Source organism: Vagococcus lutrae (assembly GCF_003987555.1).
Lineage (GTDB): Bacteria > Bacillota > Bacilli > Lactobacillales > Vagococcaceae > Vagococcus_A > Vagococcus_A lutrae.
The window spans coordinates 16,805-43,800 of record NZ_NGJW01000014.1; the positions used below are offsets into that span (position 1 = coordinate 16,805).

Below are 26,996 nucleotides of genomic sequence, written 5' to 3' on the forward strand. Positions count from 1 at the left end.
TTAAGGTGCACATTAAGTCAATTTAGGGTGGTACCGCGAATATCTCGCCCCTATCAATCGACATGATTGATAGGGGCTTTTTTTATTTTATTTAACACACTTACACATATTAAAAGGAGGCACATTATGACTAAAACCATTACATTCAAAGAAGCAGCATTTATATTTGTTACTATGTTAGGCATCATCGGGGTGAGCGTCATTTATCTTGGTTTGTCGCCGATTGTGCCGATTATTCTTACTTTAGCACTTCTCATTTTATGGGGAAAATGGCGTCGTCACTCATGGCAAAATATACATGACGGAATTCAAGAAGGCGTTGCGACAGGAATTATTCCCATGCTTATATTTCTTTTAATCGGTGCCTTAATTGCCAGCTGGATTGCTGCTGGTATTATCCCAGCTATGATGGTCGTTGGCTTTAAACTAGTAAACGTGAATTACTTCATTCCTTCCGCTTTCGTCGTCTGTGCGATTATCGGAACATCGATTGGAAGTGCCTTTACAACAGCTTCCACTGTTGGTTTGGCACTCATGGGGATGGGAATTAGCTTGGGCTTTAATCCTGCGTTATTAGCTGGTGCTATTATTTCTGGTGCGGTGTTTGGTGATAAAATGTCACCTCTATCCGATACAACAAACTTAGCTGCAGCCGTAGCTGGTACTGACTTGTTTAAACATATCAAAAACATGATGTGGACGACCGTTCCAGCTTTTATTCTTTCACTGATTTTATTTTTTATATTAGGTAATCAAACACATGCGACTCAAGGTACAGCTGAGATTAATTTATTGATCGATACGTTAAAAAGTGAGTTTCATATAGGATGGTTTTCAGCCATACCGATTTTATTAATGGTTGGTTCTTCACTTTTAAAAATGCCAGCCATTGCAACCCTTCTACTAAATATTAGTGTTTCAATTGGGCTGTATGTTATACAATCTCCATCAGCAACGATTAAGCAAATTGCAACTATCATCGAACAAGGCTTCGTTGCAGAGACTGGTGTCGAAAGCTTAGATGCTCTACTCAGTCGCGGGGGACTAAATAGTATGCTAGGCTCTATCGCGCTCATCTTGTTGACACTTTCACTTGGTGGTTTATTGATGAAGTTTGGAATTATCGAAGCGTTAATGGCTCCTTTAGCCGAAAGATTAACATCCCCAACTAGTTTAATTTCAGCGACTGTCATAGGGGGTATCTTAGCTAATGTTTTAATTGGCGAACAATACCTATCGATTATTTTACCAGGTAAGGCTATGAAACCTTCTTTCGATAAATCTTCCCTTGACCCTACTGCTCTATCTCGCGCTTTGGAAGATTCTGGAACAGTCTTTAATACATTGATTCCATGGGGAGTTAGTGGTGTTTTCATGGCCGCTACGTTAGGCGTCCCAACACTTGTATACTTGCCATTTTGTTTCTTTAACTTACTGTCTCCCATTCTTTCAATTGCTTCTGGTGTGACTGGAATTGGATTAAGTGAAAAAGAACCCATAACAGCTTAAAAAAACTGCGACTCGTGAAAGTCGCAGTTTTTTATTTTGGTGAAACACCCGCTACACCATAATTTTCTTTTTTCATTTCTTCGATAACGACGGTAACCGCCTCTTGTTTTGCTCCCGTTGTTTTAACCACTGTTTCAGTTACTTCTTTAATAAGTGCTTGTTTTTGTTCAACGGTTCTTCCTTCTAACATTTGAACTGTTACGATTGGCATACTTAATCCTTCTTTCTTATTTATACTCTATCCTTTGGCAAATAGCTTTCTGGAATAGGTTCAAAGTGACTAAATAATGATATTTCCTGATTTAATAGATAAGTAACAAACTCTGTCATCTTTACTGTATCACAAAGTTGTGATGTCGCATCGCCTATTTTACCTTCCACAGCTACACCGTAATCTAAGAATGGTTGATACAACTTGTTGTATTTTTCTGACGTACTTCCATAGTGACGTCGTTGTGGCGAATCGATGACTTGTCCATTTACTTTAACTTTCAGCGGTTGTCTTTCAATCGTCATTCGGTCGGGTACATCTACGATTTCTTCAATACCATGAATAAACGTATTACGATTATGATTAACCCCTATCAATAAGACTTTTGCTTTTCGGTCTAACATATGGCCTATCCAACCGTTTGGCGGTGCGGGTGTATCAAAATGTTCTGCGCCTTCCGTAAAGATATCTACTTCTGACGGTTTCCCGTAGGCCGCTAGCGAATGTGTCGGATGCCACGAGCGTTTTACGCCTTCCCGATGTCGAAAAATTTCAGGCATAATCCCTATACAAGGTTGTTCTGTTTCCGGGTTAAAAATAGGGTTTTCTTCATTAATTTGTCGCCAAGTATGGGTCGGTACAAGTAACAGTCCTTCATTTAAATAGGTCATCAAAGCGTCAATTAATGTGTCAACGCCATTTTCCATAGGCCCAACGGCTTTCACTGACGTATGAACCAAAACGGTATCTGTCGGCAATAAACCAAGTTTTTCAAAATCTTTTTTCAATGATTTAACTGTATGCAATCATTATTCGCTCCCTATCTTTATTTAATCAAACGTACGCTCTTTCTTAACGCGTACCGTCCGTTCCATTTCCTTTAAACCAACCTGTTTTACAATTAATTGTGACGAGATAAAAAGGCATTTCAGCTTTTGGCCATGGCTGCAATAGTGGTGACTCGGCATTCGTAGCATATAAATCATAATATCCCTGTCCGTCACGTATTTCTTTTTTAACCAAGGTATAACCACCGTCAACAATATATCCACGACGTAAACACTCTGCAAGCACTTGCTCTTTCACTCCAGGCGCCCAAGCCCATGCATCGCTAGCATTTGGGTCGTCTTGTGGATTCACTTTTTGATTCTGAGCTTTCTCTGCTTCTAATTTCTTTCTATTTTCTTCTTCCTCTTTTTTCTTAGCTGCTTCTTGTTCTTCTTTCTTTTTAGCTTCTTGTTCATCAAAAGTTAAAATGATTTGCTTCATCGAGTCATTTAACGACGTTTTAATCTTAGGATGCGTCACCTGTTGAACAAGTTGATTCGCTTCGTCAATCTCTTTCTTCGTTAGATTTTCTTTCGGTTGCTTATCATCATTCATTAAGGCTTTCACAGCCTTCTGCGCTTCCTGTCTAACTTTCAATTGTAGCTTCGTTTCTTCTAACGCATGATTGATCATTTTATCAAACTCATCTTTTTCTGAATTAACTGGACGCGTTATTATTTCATCCACATTTTCTTTTAAGATTGCTTGATCGTTAAGTGTATTACCTACAATATAATTGTTTTCGTAGTACTGATTAATACTCTGTTGTTTTTTAAAGCGGTCATGAATATCGACGGACATTTTGGTCAATTCTTTTTGATACGCATCATTATCAACCGCGTCAATACGTTTATCCGCTCTTAAAATTTTATCTTCCGTTATCCCAGCATTGAGAAAGATATGCTGTTCATCAAAGTATAGCTTTTCAAAAGCCAGTGTCGTTTTTTGATAGGCCTGTTCAACCTTTTCAAGACGTTCGGCTTCTTTTGCGTCAGCATACTTTTTCCCTAATAATCCCGCGCCGACCAACGCTAATAAAATGACCACTATCACGCTCCATTTGCGTGACGATTTTTTCTTTTCACGTGTGGGATGAACATTTGATTCCTTCTCTTGTTTCTCGTTTTTAGTAGTTGGCGCTTCTTTATCACTTGGTTTTTGAGCCGTTTCATCTTTCATATCGGAAGATTTATTGGTTGATTCTTGATTATTTTCTTCATCTATATTTAATAGCTTAGCTAATTGAGGTTCACGACGGCGACGTTTTGGCGTCTCAGAAATATTCGTATGCTGATTTACTTCTCCACAATGGGGACAAGCATCTAGTGTTTCATCATACGTTTCATGACATTTGGTACATTGAATCATTTTAGACATGATTTACTCTCCACTTCCTTTTTTAATCTGTGTTCTATTTTATCATAAAATGACAAGAGTGCCTATTACGATTGTATCTCGATATGATGACAGAAAAAATCTGCTAGTGATATCACTAGCAGATTCGATTTTATTGAATGTCAAATCCCTCTATCGAAAGGTTTGTAATATAACCTTGCACTTCATCATCCACTAATTTTGCTGAAAAATGAACCTTATCCGTTGCTTGCAAGAATAGAGCTAATGGGTTATCCGCTTCACTGGCCGTATAGATACGATTGTCATCCAAGACAAATTTAATAATTACCCCATCACTCGTTTCAATCGGCGACGTCAAACGAACAATCTGTCCGCTTATTTCTTTCTCTGTTACTTTAGAGGTGGCTGTAACATTACTCCGTTTTTCTCCCAGTTTTAAACGATAAACTTGCAGTGCTTTATCAACTGTATCTTCCATTGCCAAAATATCGGTATCCGTCGCGTTAACATAAGCAATTTTTTTGAAAATACCGTTTTTATCAAGCATGGAGACAACCCATGTAGGAACGCCGTCAATATTATATAGAAGAGGCATATTTCCGACTAGTTTTTTCTCTGGATAGACCAAATTTACAAGGCTGAGAAGACCCTCACTATCCATCATATTTTTCTTACTATAATAGGTTAATTCTCCTGTACGTGCATTGATATAAGAATATCCGATAGCAGAATCATCGCTATTAGATGGGGAAGTAAAATCAGTAAAGTAAAGCATCTCACCTTTTTCATTAAAAATAGGTGTCACTTCATCTTCAGTCCCGTTCGTTGTCGCAAGTTTTACTCCTTTTTTTGCAAGCTGACTGTTCAACCAACCTTCTTCATACTTACCATATACACTATTCATCTCACTAGCCATTTCTGGAGAGATAGGCGCATCTATAAATTTTGGCACATCTTTCAAATCGTATAAAGTAACCTTGCCTGTTTCAGTATCAAGGACAGCGATTTTCATCTTTTTATAGTTCGGGTTTTCTGAAATACCTCGAGGACGATACAAGGTTTGCACATAGTAAGCCTTACCATTGTCATCGATTTCTAATTGTGGTACACCCATTGATTTATAGCGAGCACTTGCAAAGTAAATTTTACGAGCGGCGTCTTTAAAAAAGTAAGCACTCGGAATATACGTCATTTCACGCTTAACCGGTACCGGTTGTTCATAAACATCCGTAGCAGACATTTTTAAATAACCTTCTGATGCACCTGCTTTTAACCATCGCCATATACCTTTAAACTCTAATGGTGCAACATACACGACGTCACCGGCTATTTTTTGAACTTGCAACTCCCCTAATTCATAAAACTGTTGATTATCAAATTGATTCATCGATTTTTTCATCTTGTTTCGCACGGTTTTTGGTGGAATCGTAACTGGCGTATCGTCTTTATCTAGCTCAGGTGTATCTTGACCCTCCACTAGCGTTAGTGTGCTATACACATGTTTCTTACTGGCAATATCATACGTAAAAGAAGCCCCTAATAATAATACGAAGCTCCCTACTAAAATCAAAGCCAGTTTGATTGAAGAATGATTTTTAGCTGATGAAATGACATCCGCATTTCTTTCCGCTAAATAGACTACGCCTACAGCAATAAGGCCGATGATAATGTTATGACTTAAATAATTTAATAATGACTTACTAGGTAAGACCGTCCATATATATACCATTTGTAATAGAATAACGGCTATCGTACTGCTAATCAGCCATTTTCTCTGATTTTTATTCACCTTAAATTGTTGTTTTACGAGAAAACCAACACAGATAATAAGATACATAATACTATTCAACCCAATTTGACCTAACATCATTTGACTCTCCTCCTTTATACTTTAAGATTAAAGAAATGCGCACAAAACTGCAATACATCGTAAGTCTTATTTTGGCTTTTTCTTAAGCTTCTCTTGTTTCTGTTTAAAGTTATTATCATTTTATGATGGATGTGATATGATAGACTCTGTTAAATTATTGTTTTGTGATATTTACGATCGGAGGAACTAACATGAGTATGAGAAGTCAACTCGCGATTTTAACTGGTAAAACAACGCAGTGGGTGCTCAAAACTTTTTTTAAAGGTGGCAGCAGTTTACCAGGTAAATTGGCTTTAAAAATAGATCCGCACGTTTTAAATAAACTCGCTCAAAATTATGAAATCATTGTTGTAACGGGTACAAATGGTAAAACTCTCACGACCGCTTTAACAGTCAATATTCTAGAGCAACAATACGGCCCAGTTCTAACTAATACTACTGGTGCGAACATGCTTCAAGGTATTGTTTCGACATTTTTAAGTCAACCAGCAGCCAAACGCGAAAAAAAATATGCTGTACTAGAAATAGATGAAGCTAGCTTAACAAAAGTTACGGAGTATTTGACCCCTTCTCTCTTTGTTTTTACTAATATATTTAGAGATCAGATGGATCGGTATGGCGAAATTTATTCTACCTATCAAATGATTGTAGATGGTGCAGCTAAGGCTCCAAATGCCCCTATTTTAGCAAATGGTGATTTACCCATCTTCAATTCTATTGACACTGTCAATCCTAGAGAGTATTTTGGCTTTGACCACCAAGAAGATGTAGAGCAAATGGCTCACTTTAATACAGACGGAGTCGTTTGTCCAAACTGTCATCATATCTTACACTACAAAATGATTACATATAGCAATCAAGGTAAATATTACTGTCCACATTGCCACTTTAAGCGACCTGAATTAGATGTAAAATTAACAAGCATTAATGCGATGACCAATCAATCGGCCGCATTTACTATTGAAAATGAGCCTTATCAGATAGAAGTTGGAGGCCTATATAACGTTTATAATGCCTTAGCAGCAACCGCTGTGGGACATCACTATCATGTCTCACCAGAAAACATTCGCAAAGGATTAGCGCATGACCAAAAAGTATTTGGGCGCCAAGAAGTCATACAGATTGAAGACAAAGAATGTACACTTGTTTTAGTTAAAAATCCTGTGGGACTTAATCAAGTCATTGACCTAATGGCATTAGCACCACAGCCTTTTTCACTCGTCCACTTACTAAACGCTAATTATGCTGATGGGATAGATATTAGTTGGATTTGGGACGGTCATTATGAAGATTTAAGTGAGATGACAATTCCTCACGTAATAACTGGCGGTCAACGCCATGAAGATATTACCTTACGTTTAAAAGTCGCCGGATTTTCTAATGAAGATATTACCGTACGACCAGAAATTACAGAAGTGATTAAAGCAATCAAAGAATTACCAACCGAACGCGTCTTTATTTTAGCTACTTATACCGCAGTACTAGAATTACGTAAAGAACTGGCGCAACAAGGCTATCTCGAAGGAGGTATGGCGTAATGTCACAGTACAGTTTAAACGTCTGTCATTTATATGGAAATTTATTAAATACTTATGGCGATAACGGTAATCTACTTGTTCTAGACTATCTAGCTCGTCAAGCTAATATAGACTTTCACTCTGAAATCATTAGTATCGATGAAGAACTAGATGAAACTCAGTACGATTTGTTCTTTTTTGGTGGCGGACAAGACTTTGAGCAAACTATCGTGTCACGCGATATTCCACGTAAAGCCGAAGCCATTACGCGCTTTATTGAAAATGACGGAGTCATGTTGGCGATTTGTGGTGGTTATCAGTTATTAGGTCACTATTATATGGGCGCTGACGGTCAAAAAATTAAAGGAATCAGCGCTATTGATTATTACACTTTAAGTCAAGATAACAACCGTTTTATTGGAGATGTTCGCATTGTCAATGAGGTCTTTAATGAAGAATATGTCGGCTTTGAAAACCATAACGGCATGACTTTCTTAGGAGAAGGGTTACAACCACTGGGTCGGGTTATTGAAGGCTACGGTAACAACGGTCAAGACCAAACAGAAGGCGTACATTACCGCAATACATTTGGTTCTTATTTCCACGGCCCTATCTTAGCACGCAATTTGAACCTCGCTAAGCGAATATTAATCACAGCGTTAGAAAAAAAATATCAAGAGAGCTTTGAACATCTATTTCAAGACAAATAAAAAAGTGCCATACGGCACTTTTTTTATTTGTCTATCTGATTTTCCATTTCTGGTTCAATAAAAATATCACGAGTAAAGCCTTCACCAATGACACTCTGAGCGTCGTTAATCGTCACAAACGCTTGCGGGTCTACTTCATTGATAATCGTTTGAATTGGGATTAATTGTTCACGACTAATGACCACATATAAAATCTTTTTCGGTTCACGTTTATAATAACCCACTCCATCCATCATCGTAATACCACGACTTAACTGCGCATCAACTTCAGCAGCAATCTCTTCATACTTATCTGAAATAATCATGACCGTTTTCTTCGGATTTGATCCTTCTAAAATAAAGTCTAATAGCTTAGTCGACACACTCAACGAGATAACAGTCAGAATCATATTTTCCAAACCAATAACTATGACAGATGGGACAACGACAATCAAGTCAAAAAATAACAACGCATAGCTTGTATTCCAACCAAAATGCTTATTCATAATTTTAGCTAAAATGGCACTACCAGCTGTGGTTCCGTCACCTTTCATGATTAAGCCCATACCAACTCCCATAACAGAACCAGCTGCTATAGCTGCTACAATACCTTCTTGAGGAATGAAGCCCCAGCCTTCTGTTATTTTTAGAAAGAATGACATGACACCAATGGCATAGAATGTAAAAATAATCGTTTTTCGGTCTAAAAACTTATAACCTAGTGTCAAAATAATCGTATTTAAAAATATATTTGTCAGAGCCGGTGAGATACCATGAGTATAATATAGAATCATCGTAACCCCAGTGACTCCCCCTTCTCCTAAATCATTAGGCAAAGCAAAAACATTCACTGCTAAAGCAAATATGAATGCTCCCACTGTCATTTTTACAAGATCCCAAAATAATCGTTTTTTATCTATTTTCATCTCATCACTCCTCTTCTTCACGCATAATCTACCTTACTAAAAGCTTGGCTTTTATGCAACCCTCTTTTCACAAAATATGCATGAAACGGTTATCATTTTAAGATTGACAATATAATTTCCACTATTATCACAAAATAAAAAAACTAGAAATTTCTTTCTAGTTTTTTCACTGAACTTTTTATAGAAGTGTTACATTTGTTTCAAATTCTGGACTGTTAGCAATTGTGTCGTGTACTGGACATGTGGCATTGATAAATTCAACAAACGCTGCGATTTCTTCTTCAGTATTGTCAGCATCGATGAAAAAGTTTGATGTCATTTTTGAAAAACCAATTTTAGCATCTTTATTCTTACCCATGAAACCGTCTGTGTCTAAGACACCTTCAAGTTCCACACGAATATCATTTAATTTAATCTTATGCATTCTTGCAAAAGAACGTGCCACAATAACTTTACATGCTCCTAATGAACATAATAACGCTTCCACTGGTGTCATACCTTCATCAGTACCACCAACATTCTTCGGTTCATCTAATACAAACTCAAAGTCACGCGCACGACACGCTACTTGAAGTCCTTTAATTGATTGTGTTTCTGCTTTGTAAATTTCTACTGCCATCTATATGACCTCCTTCAATAATTAAGTAAAGTTTATCACAAACTAAATCGTTTGCAATAGATTTGCTCAATTTTTAGCAAATTCTTACAAATAAAAAGAGCAGCTCACGCTACTCTTTTCAAAAATTAATGATAAAAGTCAAATTTTCCTTTTTTAAACATAACAGATGGGCTACCAACTTGTAAAAGAGACTTATCAACAATACCTTTTTTCATTGCTGAAGCGATAAATCCTTTAAAGTTTTTACCAAAGGCGTTACCAATTGCATTATTGTTACCAATAGAAGCAACTGTTCCTTTTGATTGGTATACGAAATCTGTTAAAGGTTGATTTTTTAATGTTGCTTCAATATTATCAGCTACAACATCTGCTTGTGCTAATGCAATTTGAGCGGTTGTTGGATATGGACGTCCTGACGCCTCATCCATCACTGCACTGACATCCCCAATCATGAAGATATCTTCATGCTCTGGCACTGTCAACGTACTATTAACCATGACACGTCCACGACGCTCGTCAAAACCTGAAGCACCGATAACGCTAGAACCTCTAACGCCTGTTGTCCAAATAATGGTATGCGCATCAACTTCTTTAAGTTCGTCATTTTGTTCATACACGACAGATGTTTCTTTGATTTCTTTAATAGGTGTTCCAACGATAAACTCAACACCACGTTTTTCAAGAACATCCACACAGTAATCTGAAAGTTCTTCAGTAAACATTGGTAACAGTTTAGGCATCGCTTCAATACACGTAATCTTCACTTGGTTAGCTAGGAATTTATATTTATCCGCTAGCTTAGGAATACGGTTAGTAATTTCACCTAAATACTCGATACTTGTAAAGCCTGCTCCACAAACTACGACACTTAAGTCTTTTGGATCTTGACTATGTTGATAATTAGCTAAGTTTTTATCCAATTCAGCTAAAGCACGTTCAGCTGTTGGAATATTAACTAGCTCATAAGCAAACTCATCTACACCTGGGATTCCGAAGCTTTCAGACTCAAAGCCAAGCGCAACGACTAAATAATCATAGCTAATTGTTTGACCAGAAGCCAGTTTGACTTGTTTTTGGTCCTTTTCAATTAATTCTACTGTATCTTTGACGAAACGAACTTTTTTATCATCAATTACTTCCACAACATCAAAACAAATCTTATCTGCTTTGCTTGTTCCAGCTGCTACTTCATGTAATAAAGTAGATTCATAATGGTAGTCATTTTTGTTGATTAATGTTATCTCAATATCCAAGTTCTTCTTTTGTAATTGCTTAACGGTACGCAATCCTGCATAACCAGCACCTAAGACAACAATATGTTTTTTACTCACAATGATTCCTCCTAAATTTAAACACTTAACTCTTAAAAATATAATATAAATAGAATATAATATCGCTTCACATATTGTAACGCATTTTACAAAAAAAGAACAGTGTTCTGTTACATTTTTTCTGTAATCTGTTATAAAGCAAAAATAAAAACACGATGAATACCTTTTATCATCGTGTTTTTTCTTGATATAACAGTTTTGTTTCAAAAAGTGATTAACTCATAAAAAGTTTGTGAAACTTTTACATTAATCTCTCGTTTTTTCTTTTTTCCAAAAGAGTGTTAAAACAAGCGTTATCGATAAAATAAAGACAACCGTATAGTAAGGATAATGTGGATTTAAATCTATGAGCGTACCCGATAATAGAGGTCCGACGATATTTCCCACACTCGTTAAAGCGGAGTTTAAGCCACTGACCGCTCCTTGATGATTTCCTGCATTTTTGGATAAGAAGGTTGTAATGGCAGGTCGCAATAAATCAAATGCCAAAAAGATGACAAATGTCGCGCCCACTACGACCCAATAGTTCGTTGTAATCACAATAGCCACCACAAATACTACGCTTAGTATTAAACACAGACGAATTAAACCAATCTCACCAAAGCGTTGGACTAATTGGTCGAAAAAAACAACTTGTGCAATCAAAGCTAACACTCCACTACCTGTAACAACCATGGCGATATCGTTCATTGTAAAACCAAAGTTTAAATCTACATAGATACCGTACATTGACTCAAATGCAGCCAATCCAAACGCATTTATTAAGATGATAATAAAAGGAAAAAATAAGACCGGATCAAAAAGCGTCTGTAATAATGACGGCGCTAGCTGTTGACTATTGTGATGATGTTCTTTAACAGGTTCCTTTAATAAAAATACAGCGAGTAAAAAGCCAAGAAATCCAAGAGCACCTGCTGAGTAAAAAGGTAATCGTACGGATATATTTCCTAGAAATCCACCAATTCCGGGGCCTATGATAAATCCACCACTAATTGCACCAGAAACCCACCCCATTGCTTTAGGACGTTCTTCTATAGAGGTCATATCTGCTACAAACGCCATAACCGACGGCATGATTAACGCGGCAGACACACCACCTAAGGCACGTGAAAAGTACAGAATCGAAACATCTTCGGCTAAACCGAAAATAACTTCTGATATGGCAAAGAGCAACATGCCGATTGCAATCATCTTTTTACGTCCGTGCTTATCAGACAGTCGACCCGCGATAGGTGAACAGATTAACTGTGCAATAGCAAAGATAGCAACTAATAGACCCATTGTACTACCAGACAGTCCCATCAGTTTCTTCATCGCTGGCATAACTGGAATAACTAAACCAATCCCTAAAAATACTACGAATAAATTGGCGATAACAATCAATATCATCCGTTTATGTGAAACTTCATTATTATTCATTTATTCACCTTCTCTTTTTTGTTTATCTTTTATATTATGCCGATTTTTTGATTGTTTGACAAGAGATATTTTTTCATGTTGAATAGTAAAAAAGACAGCGATAAAAATCAAGGTAAAAGAAAAGAGGTTTACTATGTACCCGAATACCCTTAAATTCATTCAACAGATCATTCATGAAGGAACTATTCCAGGGGCTGTATTTAATATCATTGACCAAAATAGAATGATGCAAAAAGCTCTCGGATCCCGTCAAGTTCTTCCGGTAAAAGAAGAGATGACATCGGACACGCTATTTGATATTGCTTCGTTAACCAAAGTGGTCGGCACTACTACCGTAATTTTAAAACTTATTGAAAATAACCATGTGGCTCCTACTGATACGCTAAAGCAACACCTACCTGAGTTTCATGATGATAGCGTGACAATTCAACAACTATTAACTCACACGAGTGGGATTAACAGTTTTATACCGAATCGTGATTCACTAACAGCCGATGAATTGATAAGCGCATATATGAAACTCCCTATCGATAAAGAAAAACAAAATGCAGAAGTTGTTTATACAGACACAGGGACTATTTTACTTGGACTTATGATTGAAAAACACTATCAAAAACCGGTTCAAGAAGTTATTCAAGCAGAAGTTTTAGTTCCATTAAATATGAAACAAAGTACGTTTCACCCTCAAGAACATAGTCTGCCAATCGCTCCTACTGAATATTCTTTTGCACGGGGATTAATTAAAGGAGAGGTTCATGATCCCAAAGCGGCTTGTTTACAAGAACGTTGCGGAAGCGCCGGCCTATTCTCTACTATCCGAGATTTAACTAATTTTGTATCCATGATGTTTGCAAATGGTAAAACACAAAATCATCAACGCTTTTTAAACGCTCAGACACTTCGTTTATTAACAAAAAATTGGAATGATGATCATTTAAAATCTCGAACTTTAGGTTGGGATTTATTGTCGACAAACAATCAAACTCATGCATTATTTCATACTGGATATACTGGTACCTTTATGATTGTAGATTTAGAAACTAAACAAGCTTTTATCTTTCTTTCAAACCGTGTTCATCCTTTGGATAATCGGCCGCTTTACATCGCACGACGGGATGAGCTTATTGCCACGTATTTATCAGAAAAAAACCAATAAAAACATCTAGCGAGATGGAAACGGCCTTTCTCGAATTGGCAGTTCCATTCGCTAGATGTTTTTTATAATTCATCAGTTTCTTCTTCAGATGTAAAGTCGTCAACAATGACTTGTTTTAATGGTCGGTCCATTTTCATGCGGTTTAAATCGAGAATGAGTGGGACATGTTCGACTACAACATCGCTATACTCTAATCCAAACCAGCTAGTAGGAGCAACGGTAATGCTTTTAATAGCTAATTTCGTATGCATAATAAATTGTTCATACGCTGTCAAACCAGAATCAACACGAGACAACTCTTCTTTGATTAAGATAAAGGAGAAATCTCCGACAATCCTGCCAGGCATAATCGTGTATTTCTGCGGTTGTTCTTCAATCATTCCTTGTTCCATTAAGTCGTTAACAATTTGACGTAAGTACTTATTAACGTCTTGACTCATACGAAATCCTAGATGAAGCTGTACGTTAACCACACAGTCTGTTCCCATCATATCGACGTGATATTCTTTAGTAAAAGGTTCATCCGTTACTAGTACATTAACAAACCAGTATACTTTCGCACGTTTTGGAGATTTATCAAGAATGGAATAGACTATCTCTTTACCAATGCGATGTCCTTTAAGGTTACTTGTCAAAAAGACAGCATTCGTTTGATATAAAGGAATCGACTCATCATGACTAAGCTCTACCAATTGATCCACGTAGTCCGATAAATCAACACTTTCTGACACTTTATTTTGAATTAAGCGACTTTGCTGCCAAACTACCATGACAAATAAAATCATTAAAGCCATCAATACGGCCACGAAACCACCATGTAAGAATTTCGTTGCACTGGAGATAAAGAAAATTGTTTCAACAAACATAAAGAAAAAGAAAATGCCGAATGAAATAATTTTCGGTACAGCTTGTTGTAAAAGATAAAACAATAACAAAATAGTTGTCATTAACATCGTAATCGTAATCGCTAGTCCATAAGCTGCTTCCAATCGAGCCGACGTTTTAAAGAAAAAGACTAACGATACACAGCCAACAAAAAGCAACCAGTTCACAACGGGAATATATAATTGGCCTTTATTATCAGTTGGATAGACAATTTTTAAACGTGGTAACAATCGTAACTTAATCGCTTCTGAAACCAGTGTATAAGAACCTGATATCAAGGCTTGTGACGCAATGACTGCTGCAATCGTTGCAAAAATAACACCGATGACAGATAAACTTTGAGGCATCATTCTGAAAAAAGGATTTAACATTTCTATCCCTTGATAATAAGGGTCTCGATGAACAGATAAAATCCATGCTGCTTGCCCAAAGTAATTAAGTAACAAACAAATCTTAATATACGGCCATGAACCTAAAATATTTTTTCTTCCAACATGGCCCATATCAGAGTACAAGGCTTCAGCTCCCGTAGTAGCTAGAAACACACTCCCTAAAATAAATAAGCCCGCTTTGTTTTCAGGACTAACCAAAATCTTAAACGCGTAATATGGATTTAGCGCACGTAATACCGTCCAGTCGTTTGAGAAGTTGTACAACCCTATTAAGCCTAAAAAAGTAAACCAACCGAGCATTACCGGTCCAAACGCTTTTCCTACTTTTTCAGTCCCTATTCGTTGGATCATAAATAAAATCGTGATAATCGTGATAGTAATAATAATAATGACATGTTGATTCTCTCCAAAAACATTATAAAAAGCAGGGATTCCTCGCAAACCTTCGATGGCTGTCGTAATCGTAACAGCTGGGGTTAAAACACCATCGGCAAGTAACGCTGCCCCACCTATCATCGCTGGTATAATCAAATATTTACTCATTTTTCTAACCAGTGTAAATAAAGAGAAAATACCTCCTTCTCCATGGTTGTCAGCACGCAATGCTATCAAAACATATTTAATTGTCGTTAATAGCGTCAACGTCCACACAATCAAAGAAACTGAACCAATAATAAAGTTCTCAGAAACTTCTGACAGGCCTCCATTTCCTTCAATAATGGCTTTCATGACATAGAGTGGACTCGTTCCAATATCGCCATAAACGACACCCATAGCAACGAGTGCGCCACCAATCTTAAATTGATCTCGCTTTTGCTTTTGTTCTTGTAACACTTATTATGCCTCCCATCTCTCTTCAAACATGAAAAAGGCCGGTTTTGACCTTTTTAGTCAACCGGTAACTCTGACAATTTTGATGGAGATAACTTTATGAATAGAAACAATTATAGTATTTTTATATTAATTGTCAATGCTTTTCGCGAACTTTCACAACGAAATAAAAAAAGCTAATTTAACGAGGGTTTTTATCTACTGTCTTCAGCTTATATGTTAAACTGAGTACAGTCAAATTATTCTAAAAAGGAGTTTTATCTATGCTTCGTTTACGACAATTTTTTCATGACAAAAAACTTTATTTTATCATGTTTTTTGTCCCAGTCATTATCATGATTATTTGCTATGCAATTATCGGCATCTACCCGGGTAGTAAATTAACTGTCATGGCCAGTGACTCTTTTTCACAGTTTTCAAATTTCCATGCGAGTTTTCGCCGTGTTCTACTTGAAGGTGATAGTTTATTCTATACATGGTACTCCGCTCTTGGTTTAAATTACTGGGCACTGATTTCTTATTATTTAGGAGGTGTTTTTACTCCTTTAGTCTTGTTACTGCCTAATCATTTAATGCCCGACACCCTATACTTTCTGACCCTTTTAAAAATAGGCTGTGCGTCGATATCCTTTGGTTATTTCACACAAAAAACATTTCGACTATCCGATGCTAGTCATTTATTCTTAGCTTTTTCATACAGCTTAATGTCTTTTATCATCGGTCAATCAGAATTAATTATGTGGCTTGATGCTTTTGTCTGGCTGCCACTTATTTTTACAGGTATTCATCAAGTGACAAAAACTGGAAAAAGTCCTTTACTATTCTGGTCATACTTAATTTTATTTATTAGTAATTTTTATTTTGGTTTTATGATTGGTTTATTTTCGTTTCTCTACTTTTGTCTGTTAACTTGGAGCGATTGGGAACGGCGTAAAAAATACATTCTCGACTACTTCGTCACCGCCTTTTCTGCCGGCATCGCATCTATGATTATGATTTTACCTACTGCTTTCGATTTAAAAAACAATGGTGACGAACTTTCTAAGCTTCACTGGGGAAAGACCGAGGCGACTCAACTATTTGACTTATTTGCTAAGCAATTAATTGGCATCTATGATACAACTAAGTACGGCTCGATTCCCTTTACCTATGTAGGATTGCTCCCATTTTTAATTGTTATTATATTTTTAGTTCAACCTAAAGTAAATAAACGTGTCAAAACAAGTGCCATCTTGCTCCTTACACTGATCATGACAAGTTTTTATTGGGAACCGCTAAACCTAATGTGGCAAGGATTTCACTCGCCAAACATGTTTCTATTTCGTTATAGCTTTCTTTTTTCATTTACCTTGTTATTAATCACTGCCTATACACTAGAACATCTTGAACGAGAGACGCTTAACTTGCTTCCTTTTTTATCTGTGGCATTTATTCCCATTATTGGTCTACTATACATGACTATTTTTAAAACTGATTATCCATACATTAAATGGTATCACGTTGTTATCACTGCCGTCTTTTATCTCATCTATGCTGTCTGTCTATATAGTTATGCTAATACTGCACATGACACTCATGCTAAAAAAAAGTGGACACTCGTGACACTCGCTATCATCGTCATAGAATTATCCTTAAATAGTTTCTTTATGACACAAGGTATTTTAGCTGATTGGAATTACCCTTCTCGTAGCCTATATAGCGAACCTTATAAAAAAACAGCTGAAAGTGTAGCCCGTATCAAAAAGCGACAAGGTTCTGAATTTTATCGAATGGAACAGATGACACCTGTCTCTGCCAACGATAGCTTAAATCATGGCTATCCCGGACTTAGTCAATTTTCTTCAATACGTAATACGAGAAGTGCGGAGATTCTCAATCTATTAGGATTTCGTTCACGTGGCGCCCATGCCAATACACGCTATCAAAATAATACATTACTAATGGATAGTCTTTTTGGTGTCAAGTACAATCTGACTAACGATACCCTATCCAAGTATCAGTTCGACTTAGTTGACCACGTTGATTCGATGTCAACCTATCAAAATCAACGTGCATTAAACTTAGGTCTTTTAACTGATAATCAAATACATACTTTTCAATTACCGGAAAATAATCCCTTACTTGCACAAGAAACACTACTCAATCAACTAGCAAGTACGGAAGAGCACTACTTTAGTTATCAGTATCCTTTGCCAACGCAACTTGATAATGCAACTATTACGTACGAGAATAGAAAATGGCAAATTAAAGAAAAACAAACCAATATTGGTAAAACGCTCTTCTTTACTATTACTGTTCCAGCGAATAAACAAGCCTACTTTAATTTATCTCCTTCTGATTTTAATCAGATTAAAAGTTCGAGTGCAACCATCTTAGTCAATGGTCGTAAAGTGAAATCGCAAATCAGTACAACAGGTCTATTCTATGATTTAGGCTATTACGACGAAGAAACGGTCGTTTCATTCTCCATCGAATTTTTTGGAACGCCAGCCATTACAATCTGGACGCCTTATATTGTCTTATTGGATATCCCCTCGTTCGAACGCACATGGGATAAACTAAGTCAGCAACAAGTCGCGTTCGAAATGGGGAAGCGTTCTGCTACTGCTTCCTTTACGAGCGACAAAAAACAAACGTTATGGACGACAATTCCTTATGACAAAGGATGGCGCGCCTTTATCAATGAAAAAGAAGTAGACATTAAACCTTTTCAAGACGGTTTCATTACTATCCCGGTAGAAAAAGGACAACAAACCCTTAATTTAATCTTCTTCCCTCAAGGTCTAAAGACAGGTATCTTCCTATTTTTTGTAGGAATCTCTAGCTACTATATATTCTTATACAGACAAAAAAATAGACAATAAAAAACACGTGAAAAGCAAGAACACTATACTTGCTTTTCACGTGTTTTATTTATGCTTGCCATTTCATGACATGCTTAGCTAATCGATCAATTGCAATAAATAGGACTAAGCCTAAAATACTCAAGGTAAAAATGGCAGCGTACATTAACGGATAGTCCATCCGCATCCATGCATCCATGATAAAATATCCCATTCCTCTTTCTGTTCCATAATTTTCAGCAAAAAACAAGACGGAAATGGCTGTTCCCAGCGAAATACGACTAGTACTTAGTAGGGCGGAGAGGCTGGCTGGCCAAGTAATCCATTTAAATTGTTGCCAACGTGAAATATTTAATCCTTGATAAATGTGATAGTAATGCTCAGGTGTTTCTTTTACGGCGTCACGCACGGATACAATGACTTGTGGTAGGACGATGAAAATAATTAACAACCATTTAGAAACCTCACCCAGTCCAAAAAGTAACATAAGTATCGGTAATAACGCTAATTTAGGTATCGGATATAAAAAATAAACGACAGGATCGAGATAACGATTAACTTTTTCAAAACGCCCCATCAAAATACCAATCAGGCCGCCCAATGTTAAAGCGATAACCATGCCAACCGCAATACGCCATAAACTCGCAAAAATATGTTCAAATAAGTTTAATTCAAGTAAACGTGGCCAAGCTGTGTAAACGACGACTGGCGAAGGTAAAACATCCTTGTTAATCATGCGACTTAAAACTGCCCATAAAACGTTCAAAACAAGGAAACTAATCAGAAACGCGATTCCTTTATTTTTGGATGATGTCTGCATCTCAACGAATCTCCCTTCGTAACGTCTCAACTAACTCATAAAAACGCACATCTTGACGTCGCTCATTCAACGTCGCGTTATCTTTAGCTAAAGGATTGACTATTTCTCTAGTAACCCTTCCAGGTTGACCGTTCATTACTAAGACAATATCGCTCAGCAATAACGCTTCTTCAATATCATGTGTAATTAGAATCGTTGTCTTAGGATAGTGTTGCCAACTATTTAAGAAAACGGTTTGTAACGTTTCACGTGTTAACGCATCTAGTGCGGAAAAAGGTTCATCCATTAGTAAAAGCTGGGAGGGGATTAAAAGCGAACGCGCGATTGCTACACGTTGCTGCTGACCCCCACTCAATTGTTTAGGGTAGGCTTTCTCCAGTCCCTTCAAGCCCAGAAGATTTAACATTTCTTGATAGCTCGTTTCAGCTTCACTATTGAATTGTTTTGTTTTCAAAACCGCTTTTAACGGCAAACATATCGCTTGTTCAACTGTTTGCCAAGGTAGTAACCCATAATTTTGAGGCATTAGACTAATGAAATGATTGTCAGGAGAATACGAATGCTCACCCATTTTAATTTGACCATCAAAATCCTTAATCACGCCAGACAAAATATTTAAAAGCGTACTTTTACCCGTTCCAGATGGACCAATCAACGCATAGACTTTTTGATTGGCTAGTTCAAGTGATACGTTTTTAATGATAAACTTATCCGCACGTCTTAAACTTATATCATCTAAATAAAGCGTTTGTTTATTATTTAAAATAGACATTGCTTAACACTTCTTCAGGTGATACTTCTTTCGTTAATAACCCTTCATTTTTAGCAAATTCAAAAACAGACTCAATATCCGATTGTTTAACTTGTTCTAAAGCACCATACTCAGGAATTTCAATGGTTTCTTTCATCGCTTCTGGGAAACCTACTTCTTTGACAAATAAGTCAATATAATCTGCTTTATCATGAGATTGAATATATGCTACACCGTCGTTATAAGACTCAAACATACCACGTATCGCATCGCCTTTTTCCTTGATGACTTCTCCATTAAATACAATGGCAAATGGGTTAATCCCTAAATCACGCGTAGAAGAAAGAACTTTCAATCCTTGTGACTTCCCTATCGTAATAAATGGTTCCGGTAAAATCGCACCAGAAACTTGACCGTTTTTCAACAATTCTAAACGTGTCGGTACTTGAGGTATTTCTTTCACCACAATGTCATCTACTGTCATGTCTTCGGCTTCAAGCATTTTGTTCACAGCATATGCTGTCCCAGTTCTCTCAGAAAACACCACTGGTTTTCCTTTTAAATCTGCCATAGATGTGACGTCGTCTGAAACGACTAAGTCAAACTGGTCGTGAGGGGCCCCTACGATTTTAACATCGTTACCTGCTTCTTTATAAATTGCTACACCGACTAAGTCAGTAATAATACCGTCTAACTCACCTGCCTGAAACGCAGCATCGCGGTCCAAGGCGCTTTTAAATACTTTAACATCTAAATCAACGCCATTTTTCTTATCCATTCCTTCATCATGAGCTAAAATGAACGGAATATTATCGGTCGACGGCATGACGCCCAATCGAATTTTTTCCACTTTATTTTCAGAAGCACCTTTTTCAGCGCTTTCTTTTGTTGTTGAATCTTGTTTTTGGCAACCAGCCAAGATGGTTAAAGCAGCAACAGTAGTCACGGCTAAAGCTAACCATTTTTTCATTTACATCATTCCTTTCTTATTTGGTACAGTTAACTATTTTAACTGATAATCGTGAAAAAGAAAACTATCTTTGCTTTTCTTCTTCCATTAAAACTTCTACTGGATTTTTCGAAAAGATATTATGACCAGTTATTAAACGATGTAGTTGCCATGCAATCATCATCAGGGAGCGTCTCTTTTTATACGATAAATAAGCTGGATGCCAGTCCGTAACATACTGTGTTTTAAAACGTCTGATAGGTTGAAAACCACTTTGAGGCGAACTATAACGATACAATAAATTGACTGTTTTTTCCGCGGCGAATGAATAATCTGATTTCCCAACATTCGCAAGTGGGGTAAAACCTAAACTAAAGTAATGAAAACCACGTTCTTTTATTTCGTGAATGAGAGCGTTCACTAAAAAGTGACCGGTCTCTTCCGGTGCGTCATTTTTAATAAATAACAGCTCATACGACATACGACGATAAGAAAGTTGTTTCAACGTGACAAAGCCAACAATCTCGTCTTGCCTCATCGCCACACCGACACCACTTTCGATTAAAGCATCCAGTTTTAGATGCGCCGAAGAGTAAAAGACTTGTTGATGCTGCTTTTCCCAATCTCTCACCATATGATGTAAATGACAAGCAACATCACGGATTTCATCCTCACTTAGCAAATTAAAAGTCAAGTCGTCTGAACAATTATTCCCTGCCACAGAGTCTTCATACGTCGCTAAATCAATCACGCCTTCTTCACCAATTTTAATAAATTCGTAACCGTGGTCGTGTAAAGTCAAAGCAATCGGTGAACTGACATTATAAAAAACAGCTTCATAACCTAATCGATCGACTTCTTCTAAAAAACGCATTAAAGCTTGATCGACATGCATTTGATTTCCCATTGGATTTCCTAAAACAAAAACTCGATTGGCTTTCAATTCAAACACTATTAGCACTTCTGTTTGTTGGTCCTTTTCAAAGTAAAACAAGCGTTTATTTTGAATAAAAGGCGTATGCATATAAAGTGTGCGCGACCATTTTTGTTGAAACAGATGCCACTTATCCGCATCAAACGCCTCGCCAGGTTTCAATTGCTCGCCACCTAAATAATGATACAGAATCAATAACGTGAAGAATGCTAAGAGAATTCCTTGCAAGCCCTGAAACCACACTTCTTCAGAAGGAAAGTAAATATAGTGAGCGAGTTCATCTTTAACAGGGGTCGTTACGCGGTTAAAGTAACCGATGACAGAATATAAGATAAGCAACAACCCGTATAATATACCGTCAGTTACTAATGCTTCCCAAGAATACACTAGTTGTTGTCGGTAAAACTGATGTCGAGATAAGAATAAACAAACTAACACAAATAAATAAAAGAAAACTAATTTAAAAGACATGGTTCGCGTTAAGGTGTTAACCACGCTAAACATTAAAATAATAACAGTCGGCCAATATGCCGCTTTTACTTTATTGGCTACCCCTCTGGCTAGACCAATCAAGATAAAACCGACTAACATATTTAATGTCTGGTCTAAAAAGTTAAATGAGAAGGAAAACAAATAGGTCATAAAACGATTAATCTGAGATACATTAGGGATTGTCCCAATTAACACCATGATAACGCCTGAAATATAAAGCAATACGACCATAACAGCGTGAGCAAATTTTGACGTCAACATTTTCGGCATATCGTCAAAAAACTGATTAATCCGACTTCCTGTTTGATACAAGTACGTTAATAAACCTGTCAAAAAAGGTAAAACAAAATAGAAAAGACGATAAAATAAAAGCCAGACTACGGCTTGCTCACGCGAAACACCTAAGGAACCTAACCCCATAATCATTAACACATCAAATGTTCCCATTCCCCCAGGTACCATTGTTAACATCCCAATCAATGTAGCAACAACAAATAAAGGATATAAGTGTAAAAAGGATATATTGAGTTGTAAAAGCTTTCCTATAAAAAAGAAATACGCTAACGCAAACGTCCATTGACCAGTAGAGCCTAACACTAATTCAAAAACATGATAAAAACGAAATTCTTTAAACAACGTCTGACGACGCAAGTAGATGAAAATTAACAAGCCTGGTAAATACAATGCTCCCGCTAACAACCACCAACGATAGTGAGAAAATACATGAGTTGAATGCCAAAAAACTAAATCGAGCCATGTTAAAAATGATAGGAACGACAGCCCGGTTAACATGAACAACGCGACCTTAGAAACAATCGCAACGACCCGTTTAACATCGTGATTTTTTCCATAAAACTTCCCGCGCAATGTGGCCCCAATGACGCCACCAAATCCAATAAAATTGTTTAATGTATTAATCATCCATGCTGTCAACGTGCGTTCTTTAAAGGATAAATCAATTTCACCTTCATCTTCCAACAACTGGATGGTAACCCAGTCATAAGTCAATAAAGGAAGAACTGCAAGTAATCCCACCCCTATCATAGCTAGAAGTGTTTTTTTACTTTGACCGAACAGCAATAGTTTCAACTCTTGCCAAGTCATACCATGTAAAATGGCCGTCAATTGATTGACGACAAATAAACCAACGGATGCTAAAAAAACTAATTGTATCAAACGTTGATATTTTTTGATAAACTGAAAGATAGACTGTATAAAATGCTTCATTTTTATTCCTACTTTTCTACTTTATACTTAAATTCTCTTGTTATTTTAACATATTTTTTCAAATACTAATCGAACCAATTATAGAAAGGATATTTATATGAAAATTGGAATTATCGGTGCTGGCAAAATGGCGCAAGCACTTATTCATGGCTTACTAAATAACCACTACATAACAGCTGACCGTATATATGTCACTGGCTCGAGCATCAGCAGCTCTAAAAAGAAAGCTGAGTTATTAGGTGTGAGGTATGCGCCTTCTAATGCCGAATTAATTGAAACATGCGATTGGATTATTTTAGGAGTCAAACCTCACGCTATCATCCCTATCTTATCTGAAAATCGTGACTTATTTGTGAAGAATCAGAAAATCATTTTATCGCTTGCTGCGGGTATTTCACTAGCTAGTATGGAAGATGCAACGCACAAGCAGCAAAAAATCGTCCGCTTAATGCCTAATATGGCGATTGAAATCGGACAAAGCACAACTGCACTTGTTCCTAACAAACAGGTAAATCAATCAGAATTGGATGATGTAACGGCTCTCGTCGAGACTGTCGGACAAGCATATTTAATCGGCGAAACGATGTTACCAGCCTTTACTGGTATCGCGGGTTGTTCTCCTGCCTTTATCGCCTTATTTATAGAAGGACTTGCGCGTGCGGGTGTGAAAAATGGTATTGTTTATCAAGAAGCCGTTAATATCGCAATATCTGCCACCAAAAGCACTGCTATGTTAATGAGTGAAAAACAACTATCACCAAATACACTTATACAAGATGTTTGTTCTCCTGGTGGCACGACGATTGAGGGTGTCACAACATTAGAAGATGAACGATTTATCCCTACTATTGTCAAAGCAGTCGATGCTACTATTTCAAAAGATTATTTTCTTAGTAAAAAAGAGACGTAACTTAGATTACGACTCTTTTTTTATTTTTTCAACTAATAATAACGAAAAGATCAAATCAATTAAATACTGAGCAGAAAAAAGCGACGACATCGTATCAATCCCAAAATAGTGATTACGATCTAGTGACAAAACATAATCACCCGGCAGTAATTCCGTCTGACGAAGTGACCCCGCGATAATGACAACTGGCAGTTCGTTCGCTGTTAAACGCTGAGCGACTTGTTCCATCATCTTATTACGACCTGTTAAACTAATAACAATAGAGAGATGTGTTCTATCTGAAGCAATTTGTTCTACATAGCTACTATTATAGCCTGAGTGTGTTTGACAAAAAATACCCAATGCACGTAGTTTAAAAGCGAGTTGCTCGGCTAAGGTCGATGTAATCCCGCTACCGTAGATATCCACCATTTGAGCATGACTGATTTGTCGAGCCACTTCTTTTACAACCATTTCGTCTAGCATCAGTTTCGTATTAATAGCTGTTTTTGTATACAAATGTGGCAATGTTTCAATGACATCAGCGTATGTCGAGTCTTCACGGAACGGGCGATTATCTCGAATCATATTATTAGCACGATGACGCTCATTTAACTGTTCATTTAAAGCAACAATAAATTCCCGATATGTTTGATAACCTAGTTTTTGATACAGTCGCGTGACTGTTGCTTGCGATGTATATGTACGTTTCCCTAGTTCTTCACTGGATAGACCACGTAAATCAGTGGTTTCCGCTAAGATAAACCGAGCTATTTCTCTTTCAGAGGGAGTTAGATTACTCTCCTGTGCTAGTTTTTCTAAAATCATAGGACACCTCCACCTCGATTATACCTCATATTTCTTTTTTTGGCGTTTCTATTCATATTTAAACGTTGAGAAATGAGAATTTTGATTAATCAAACCAGAATCTAGTCAACCTATTGATGTCTTAACCGTAAGGGCTTACACTAAATGTATCAAAAGAAAAACAATCACAAGGAGGATGTTTATGACACGTCATGCATTGAAAATTGCCACTATCGGTGGTGGTTCTAGTTATACACCGGAATTAATTGAAGGATATATCAAACGAAAAGACCAACTCCCAATTAAAGAAATCTGGTTAGTCGATATTGAAGAAGGTCGTGAAAAATTAGAAATTGTTGGGGCAATGGCGCAACGAATGATTAAAGCTGCAGGGTTAGATTGGGAAGTTCATTTAACACTTGACCGCGAGGCTGCTTTAAAAGACGCTGACTTTGTAACGACTCAGTTTCGTGTTGGTCTACTCGATGCTCGTGTTAAAGATGAGCGTATCCCACTTTCACACGGTGTTCTTGGACAAGAAACAAACGGTGCAGGCGGTATGTTTAAAGCCTTCCGTACTATTCCTGTCATTATGGATATTATTTCTGATATGGAGCGTTTATGTCCTAATGCTTGGTTAATCAACTTTACAAATCCAGCGGGTATGGTAACTGAAGCCGCTATTAAACATGCAGGCTGGAAGAAAACGATTGGATTATGTAACGTTCCTATCGGTCATACTAAACAAGCTGCGGAAAAATTAGGAGTTCCTGAGGAAGATTTATTTGTCAAGTACGCAGGTATTAATCATTTCCACTGGCATCGTGTATGGGACAAAGAAGGAAATGAACGAACAGATGAATTAATTGACCTTATTTACGGTCCGCAAGTCGAATCAGAAAGTCACCTAAAAAACATTCACAATGTTCCTTTCCATTATGAACAAATTAAAGATTTAGGAATGTTACCGTGTGGCTATCACCGTTACTATTATATAGAAGACGAGATGTTAAATCATTCCATTGATGAATTTAAAAACGGTGAAACACGTGCGCAAGTCGTTAAAGAAACCGAGACTGCTCTTTTCGAGCTTTATAAAGATCCAACATTGGATTATAAACCTGAGGAACTAGAACAACGTGGTGGTGCACATTACAGTGATGCTGCTTGTGAAGTTATCGCGTCATTACAAAATGATAAACGTACAGATATGGTCGTTTCGATGGAAAATAACGGAACGATAACTGACTTACCTTATGACTGTGCGGTTGAAGTATCGGCTTCCATTACCGCTCATGGTCCTGAATCATATAACTGGGGGGCATTCCCTCCTGCTGCCCGTGGATTATTACAAGGGATGAAAGGCATGGAAGAAACAACCATACGTGCTGCTATTACAGGTGATTATGGTGCTGCTCTACAGGCTTTCACTATTAATCCATTAGTACCTGGTGGTCACTTGGCTAAACAATTATTAGATGAGTTATTAATCGCTCACGAAGATCATTTACCACAATTTAAAGAGGCTATTGAAAAAATTAAAGCAGAACAACCCGAAACTGTTCAATATGTTCATGATTTAATGAAATCTAACTAAAACAAAAACACCGCTTTTACAGGAACTGACCCATTAAAATGGGACAGTATCAAAAAAGCTTTCTTATTGGGTTACAGATTGCCGATATTCTATCGGTGACTTGTAGCCCAATTTTTGTTGAATTCGTGTTTTATTATAATACTTAATG

General features: G+C 37.1%; 22 protein-coding genes. 7 read left to right on the top strand and 15 right to left on the bottom strand.

The genetic code is table 11. The annotated features are described in order from the left end of the window. The first annotated feature begins 126 nt into the window (after positions 1 to 126). The gene (gene nhaC / locus CBF33_RS08900) at positions 127 to 1,509 is read left to right on the top strand and encodes a Na+/H+ antiporter NhaC (protein WP_126763536.1); all 1,383 of its coding nucleotides are present in this window, start codon (positions 127 to 129) and stop codon (positions 1,507 to 1,509) included. A gap of 31 nt (positions 1,510 to 1,540) precedes the next feature. On the opposite strand, the gene CBF33_RS08905 is transcribed toward nhaC, so the two are convergent. The 4 genes from CBF33_RS08905 to CBF33_RS08920 form a co-directional block, all read right to left on the bottom strand. Continuing rightward, positions 1,541 to 1,720 (bottom strand): 2-hydroxymuconate tautomerase, encoded by a 180-nt coding sequence (locus CBF33_RS08905; RefSeq protein ID WP_126763537.1) that lies wholly within the window; start codon positions 1,718 to 1,720, stop codon positions 1,541 to 1,543. Between the two features lie 20 nt (positions 1,721 to 1,740). Continuing rightward, on the bottom strand, positions 1,741 to 2,526 hold the full coding sequence (locus CBF33_RS08910) for an AAC(3) family N-acetyltransferase (protein ID WP_126763539.1): 786 nt from the start codon (positions 2,524 to 2,526) through the stop codon (positions 1,741 to 1,743). A 46-nt stretch (positions 2,527 to 2,572) separates the two neighbouring features. Continuing rightward, positions 2,573 to 3,925, bottom strand: a complete 1,353-nt coding sequence (locus CBF33_RS08915; protein WP_126763541.1) for a cell division site-positioning protein MapZ family protein — start codon at positions 3,923 to 3,925, stop codon at positions 2,573 to 2,575. 130 nt (positions 3,926 to 4,055) lie between these two features. Further along, entirely contained in the window at positions 4,056 to 5,774 is a 1,719-nt protein-coding gene (locus tag CBF33_RS08920) for a DNA-binding protein (RefSeq protein WP_126763543.1), read from the bottom strand. 191 nt (positions 5,775 to 5,965) lie between these two features. Between CBF33_RS08920 and CBF33_RS08925 the strand changes: the two genes are divergently transcribed. Together CBF33_RS08925 and CBF33_RS08930 are read left to right on the top strand one after the other, a co-directional pair. Further along, positions 5,966 to 7,312 carry a Mur ligase family protein gene (locus tag CBF33_RS08925; protein WP_126763545.1) on the top strand — a complete coding sequence of 449 codons (1,347 nt, stop codon included), beginning with the start codon at positions 5,966 to 5,968 and terminating at the stop codon, positions 7,310 to 7,312. Then, the gene (locus CBF33_RS08930) at positions 7,312 to 8,001 is read left to right on the top strand and encodes a type 1 glutamine amidotransferase (RefSeq protein ID WP_126763547.1); all 690 of its coding nucleotides are present in this window, start codon (positions 7,312 to 7,314) and stop codon (positions 7,999 to 8,001) included. Before CBF33_RS08925 ends, CBF33_RS08930 begins: the two co-directional genes overlap by 1 nt. A gap of 23 nt (positions 8,002 to 8,024) precedes the next feature. On the opposite strand, the gene CBF33_RS08935 is transcribed toward CBF33_RS08930, so the two are convergent. The 4 genes from CBF33_RS08935 to CBF33_RS08950 all read right to left on the bottom strand — a co-directional run bounded on the left by CBF33_RS08935 (position 8,025) and on the right by CBF33_RS08950 (position 12,275). After that, positions 8,025 to 8,906 (bottom strand): YitT family protein, encoded by an 882-nt coding sequence (locus tag CBF33_RS08935; protein WP_126763549.1) that lies wholly within the window; start codon positions 8,904 to 8,906, stop codon positions 8,025 to 8,027. A 178-nt stretch (positions 8,907 to 9,084) separates the two neighbouring features. Beyond that, positions 9,085 to 9,525 (bottom strand): OsmC family protein, encoded by a 441-nt coding sequence (locus CBF33_RS08940; RefSeq protein ID WP_126763552.1) that lies wholly within the window; start codon positions 9,523 to 9,525, stop codon positions 9,085 to 9,087. 125 nt (positions 9,526 to 9,650) lie between these two features. Next, positions 9,651 to 10,856 carry an NAD(P)/FAD-dependent oxidoreductase gene (locus CBF33_RS08945; RefSeq protein WP_126763554.1) on the bottom strand — a complete coding sequence of 402 codons (1,206 nt, stop codon included), beginning with the start codon at positions 10,854 to 10,856 and terminating at the stop codon, positions 9,651 to 9,653. Positions 10,857 to 11,102: 246 nt separating this feature from the next. After that, positions 11,103 to 12,275, bottom strand: coding sequence for an MFS transporter (locus CBF33_RS08950; RefSeq protein WP_126763556.1), 1,173 nt, complete (start codon positions 12,273 to 12,275; stop codon positions 11,103 to 11,105). 133 nt (positions 12,276 to 12,408) lie between these two features. Between CBF33_RS08950 and CBF33_RS08955 the strand changes: the two genes are divergently transcribed. Further along, positions 12,409 to 13,431, top strand: a complete 1,023-nt coding sequence (locus CBF33_RS08955; RefSeq protein ID WP_126763558.1) for a serine hydrolase domain-containing protein — start codon at positions 12,409 to 12,411, stop codon at positions 13,429 to 13,431. A gap of 62 nt (positions 13,432 to 13,493) precedes the next feature. Here CBF33_RS08955 and CBF33_RS08960 read toward each other — a convergent pair whose 3' ends face one another. Next, positions 13,494 to 15,482, bottom strand: a complete 1,989-nt coding sequence (locus CBF33_RS08960) for a KUP/HAK/KT family potassium transporter (RefSeq protein WP_126763576.1) — start codon at positions 15,480 to 15,482, stop codon at positions 13,494 to 13,496. A 320-nt stretch (positions 15,483 to 15,802) separates the two neighbouring features. Here CBF33_RS08960 and CBF33_RS08965 point away from each other — a divergent pair, with 320 nt between their 5' ends. Then, positions 15,803 to 18,403, top strand: coding sequence for a YfhO family protein (locus CBF33_RS08965; RefSeq protein ID WP_126763560.1), 2,601 nt, complete (start codon positions 15,803 to 15,805; stop codon positions 18,401 to 18,403). A 49-nt stretch (positions 18,404 to 18,452) separates the two neighbouring features. Here CBF33_RS08965 and CBF33_RS08970 read toward each other — a convergent pair whose 3' ends face one another. The 4 genes from CBF33_RS08970 to mprF form a co-directional block, all read right to left on the bottom strand. Further along, positions 18,453 to 19,202, bottom strand: a complete 750-nt coding sequence (locus CBF33_RS08970) for an ABC transporter permease (RefSeq protein WP_126763562.1) — start codon at positions 19,200 to 19,202, stop codon at positions 18,453 to 18,455. Between the two features lies 1 nt (position 19,203). After that, complete coding sequence (locus CBF33_RS08975; protein ID WP_126763564.1) at positions 19,204 to 19,974, bottom strand: ABC transporter ATP-binding protein; 771 nt, start codon at positions 19,972 to 19,974, stop codon at positions 19,204 to 19,206. After that, on the bottom strand, positions 19,958 to 20,923 hold the full coding sequence (locus CBF33_RS08980) for an ABC transporter substrate-binding protein (protein WP_126763566.1): 966 nt from the start codon (positions 20,921 to 20,923) through the stop codon (positions 19,958 to 19,960). Before CBF33_RS08980 ends, CBF33_RS08975 begins: the two co-directional genes overlap by 17 nt. Before the next feature lie 64 nt (positions 20,924 to 20,987). Beyond that, positions 20,988 to 23,555 (bottom strand): bifunctional lysylphosphatidylglycerol flippase/synthetase MprF, encoded by a 2,568-nt coding sequence (gene mprF / locus CBF33_RS08985; protein WP_126763568.1) that lies wholly within the window; start codon positions 23,553 to 23,555, stop codon positions 20,988 to 20,990. A 97-nt stretch (positions 23,556 to 23,652) separates the two neighbouring features. Here mprF and proC point away from each other — a divergent pair, with 97 nt between their 5' ends. Beyond that, on the top strand, positions 23,653 to 24,465 hold the full coding sequence (gene proC, locus CBF33_RS08990; protein WP_126763570.1) for a pyrroline-5-carboxylate reductase: 813 nt from the start codon (positions 23,653 to 23,655) through the stop codon (positions 24,463 to 24,465). A gap of 6 nt (positions 24,466 to 24,471) precedes the next feature. Here proC and CBF33_RS08995 read toward each other — a convergent pair whose 3' ends face one another. Continuing rightward, complete coding sequence (locus tag CBF33_RS08995; RefSeq protein ID WP_126763572.1) at positions 24,472 to 25,272, bottom strand: MurR/RpiR family transcriptional regulator; 801 nt, start codon at positions 25,270 to 25,272, stop codon at positions 24,472 to 24,474. 181 nt (positions 25,273 to 25,453) lie between these two features. On the opposite strand from CBF33_RS08995, the gene CBF33_RS09000 reads away from it, so the two are divergent. Continuing rightward, positions 25,454 to 26,848 (top strand): 6-phospho-beta-glucosidase, encoded by a 1,395-nt coding sequence (locus CBF33_RS09000; RefSeq protein ID WP_126763574.1) that lies wholly within the window; start codon positions 25,454 to 25,456, stop codon positions 26,846 to 26,848. Positions 26,849 to 26,911: 63 nt separating this feature from the next. Here the strand turns inward: CBF33_RS09000 and CBF33_RS09705 are convergent, their stop codons facing one another. Next, positions 26,912 to 26,995 (bottom strand): IS3 family transposase, encoded by an 84-nt coding sequence (locus CBF33_RS09705; RefSeq protein ID WP_353094491.1) that lies wholly within the window; start codon positions 26,993 to 26,995, stop codon positions 26,912 to 26,914. Between the last annotated feature and the right edge of the window lies 1 nt (position 26,996).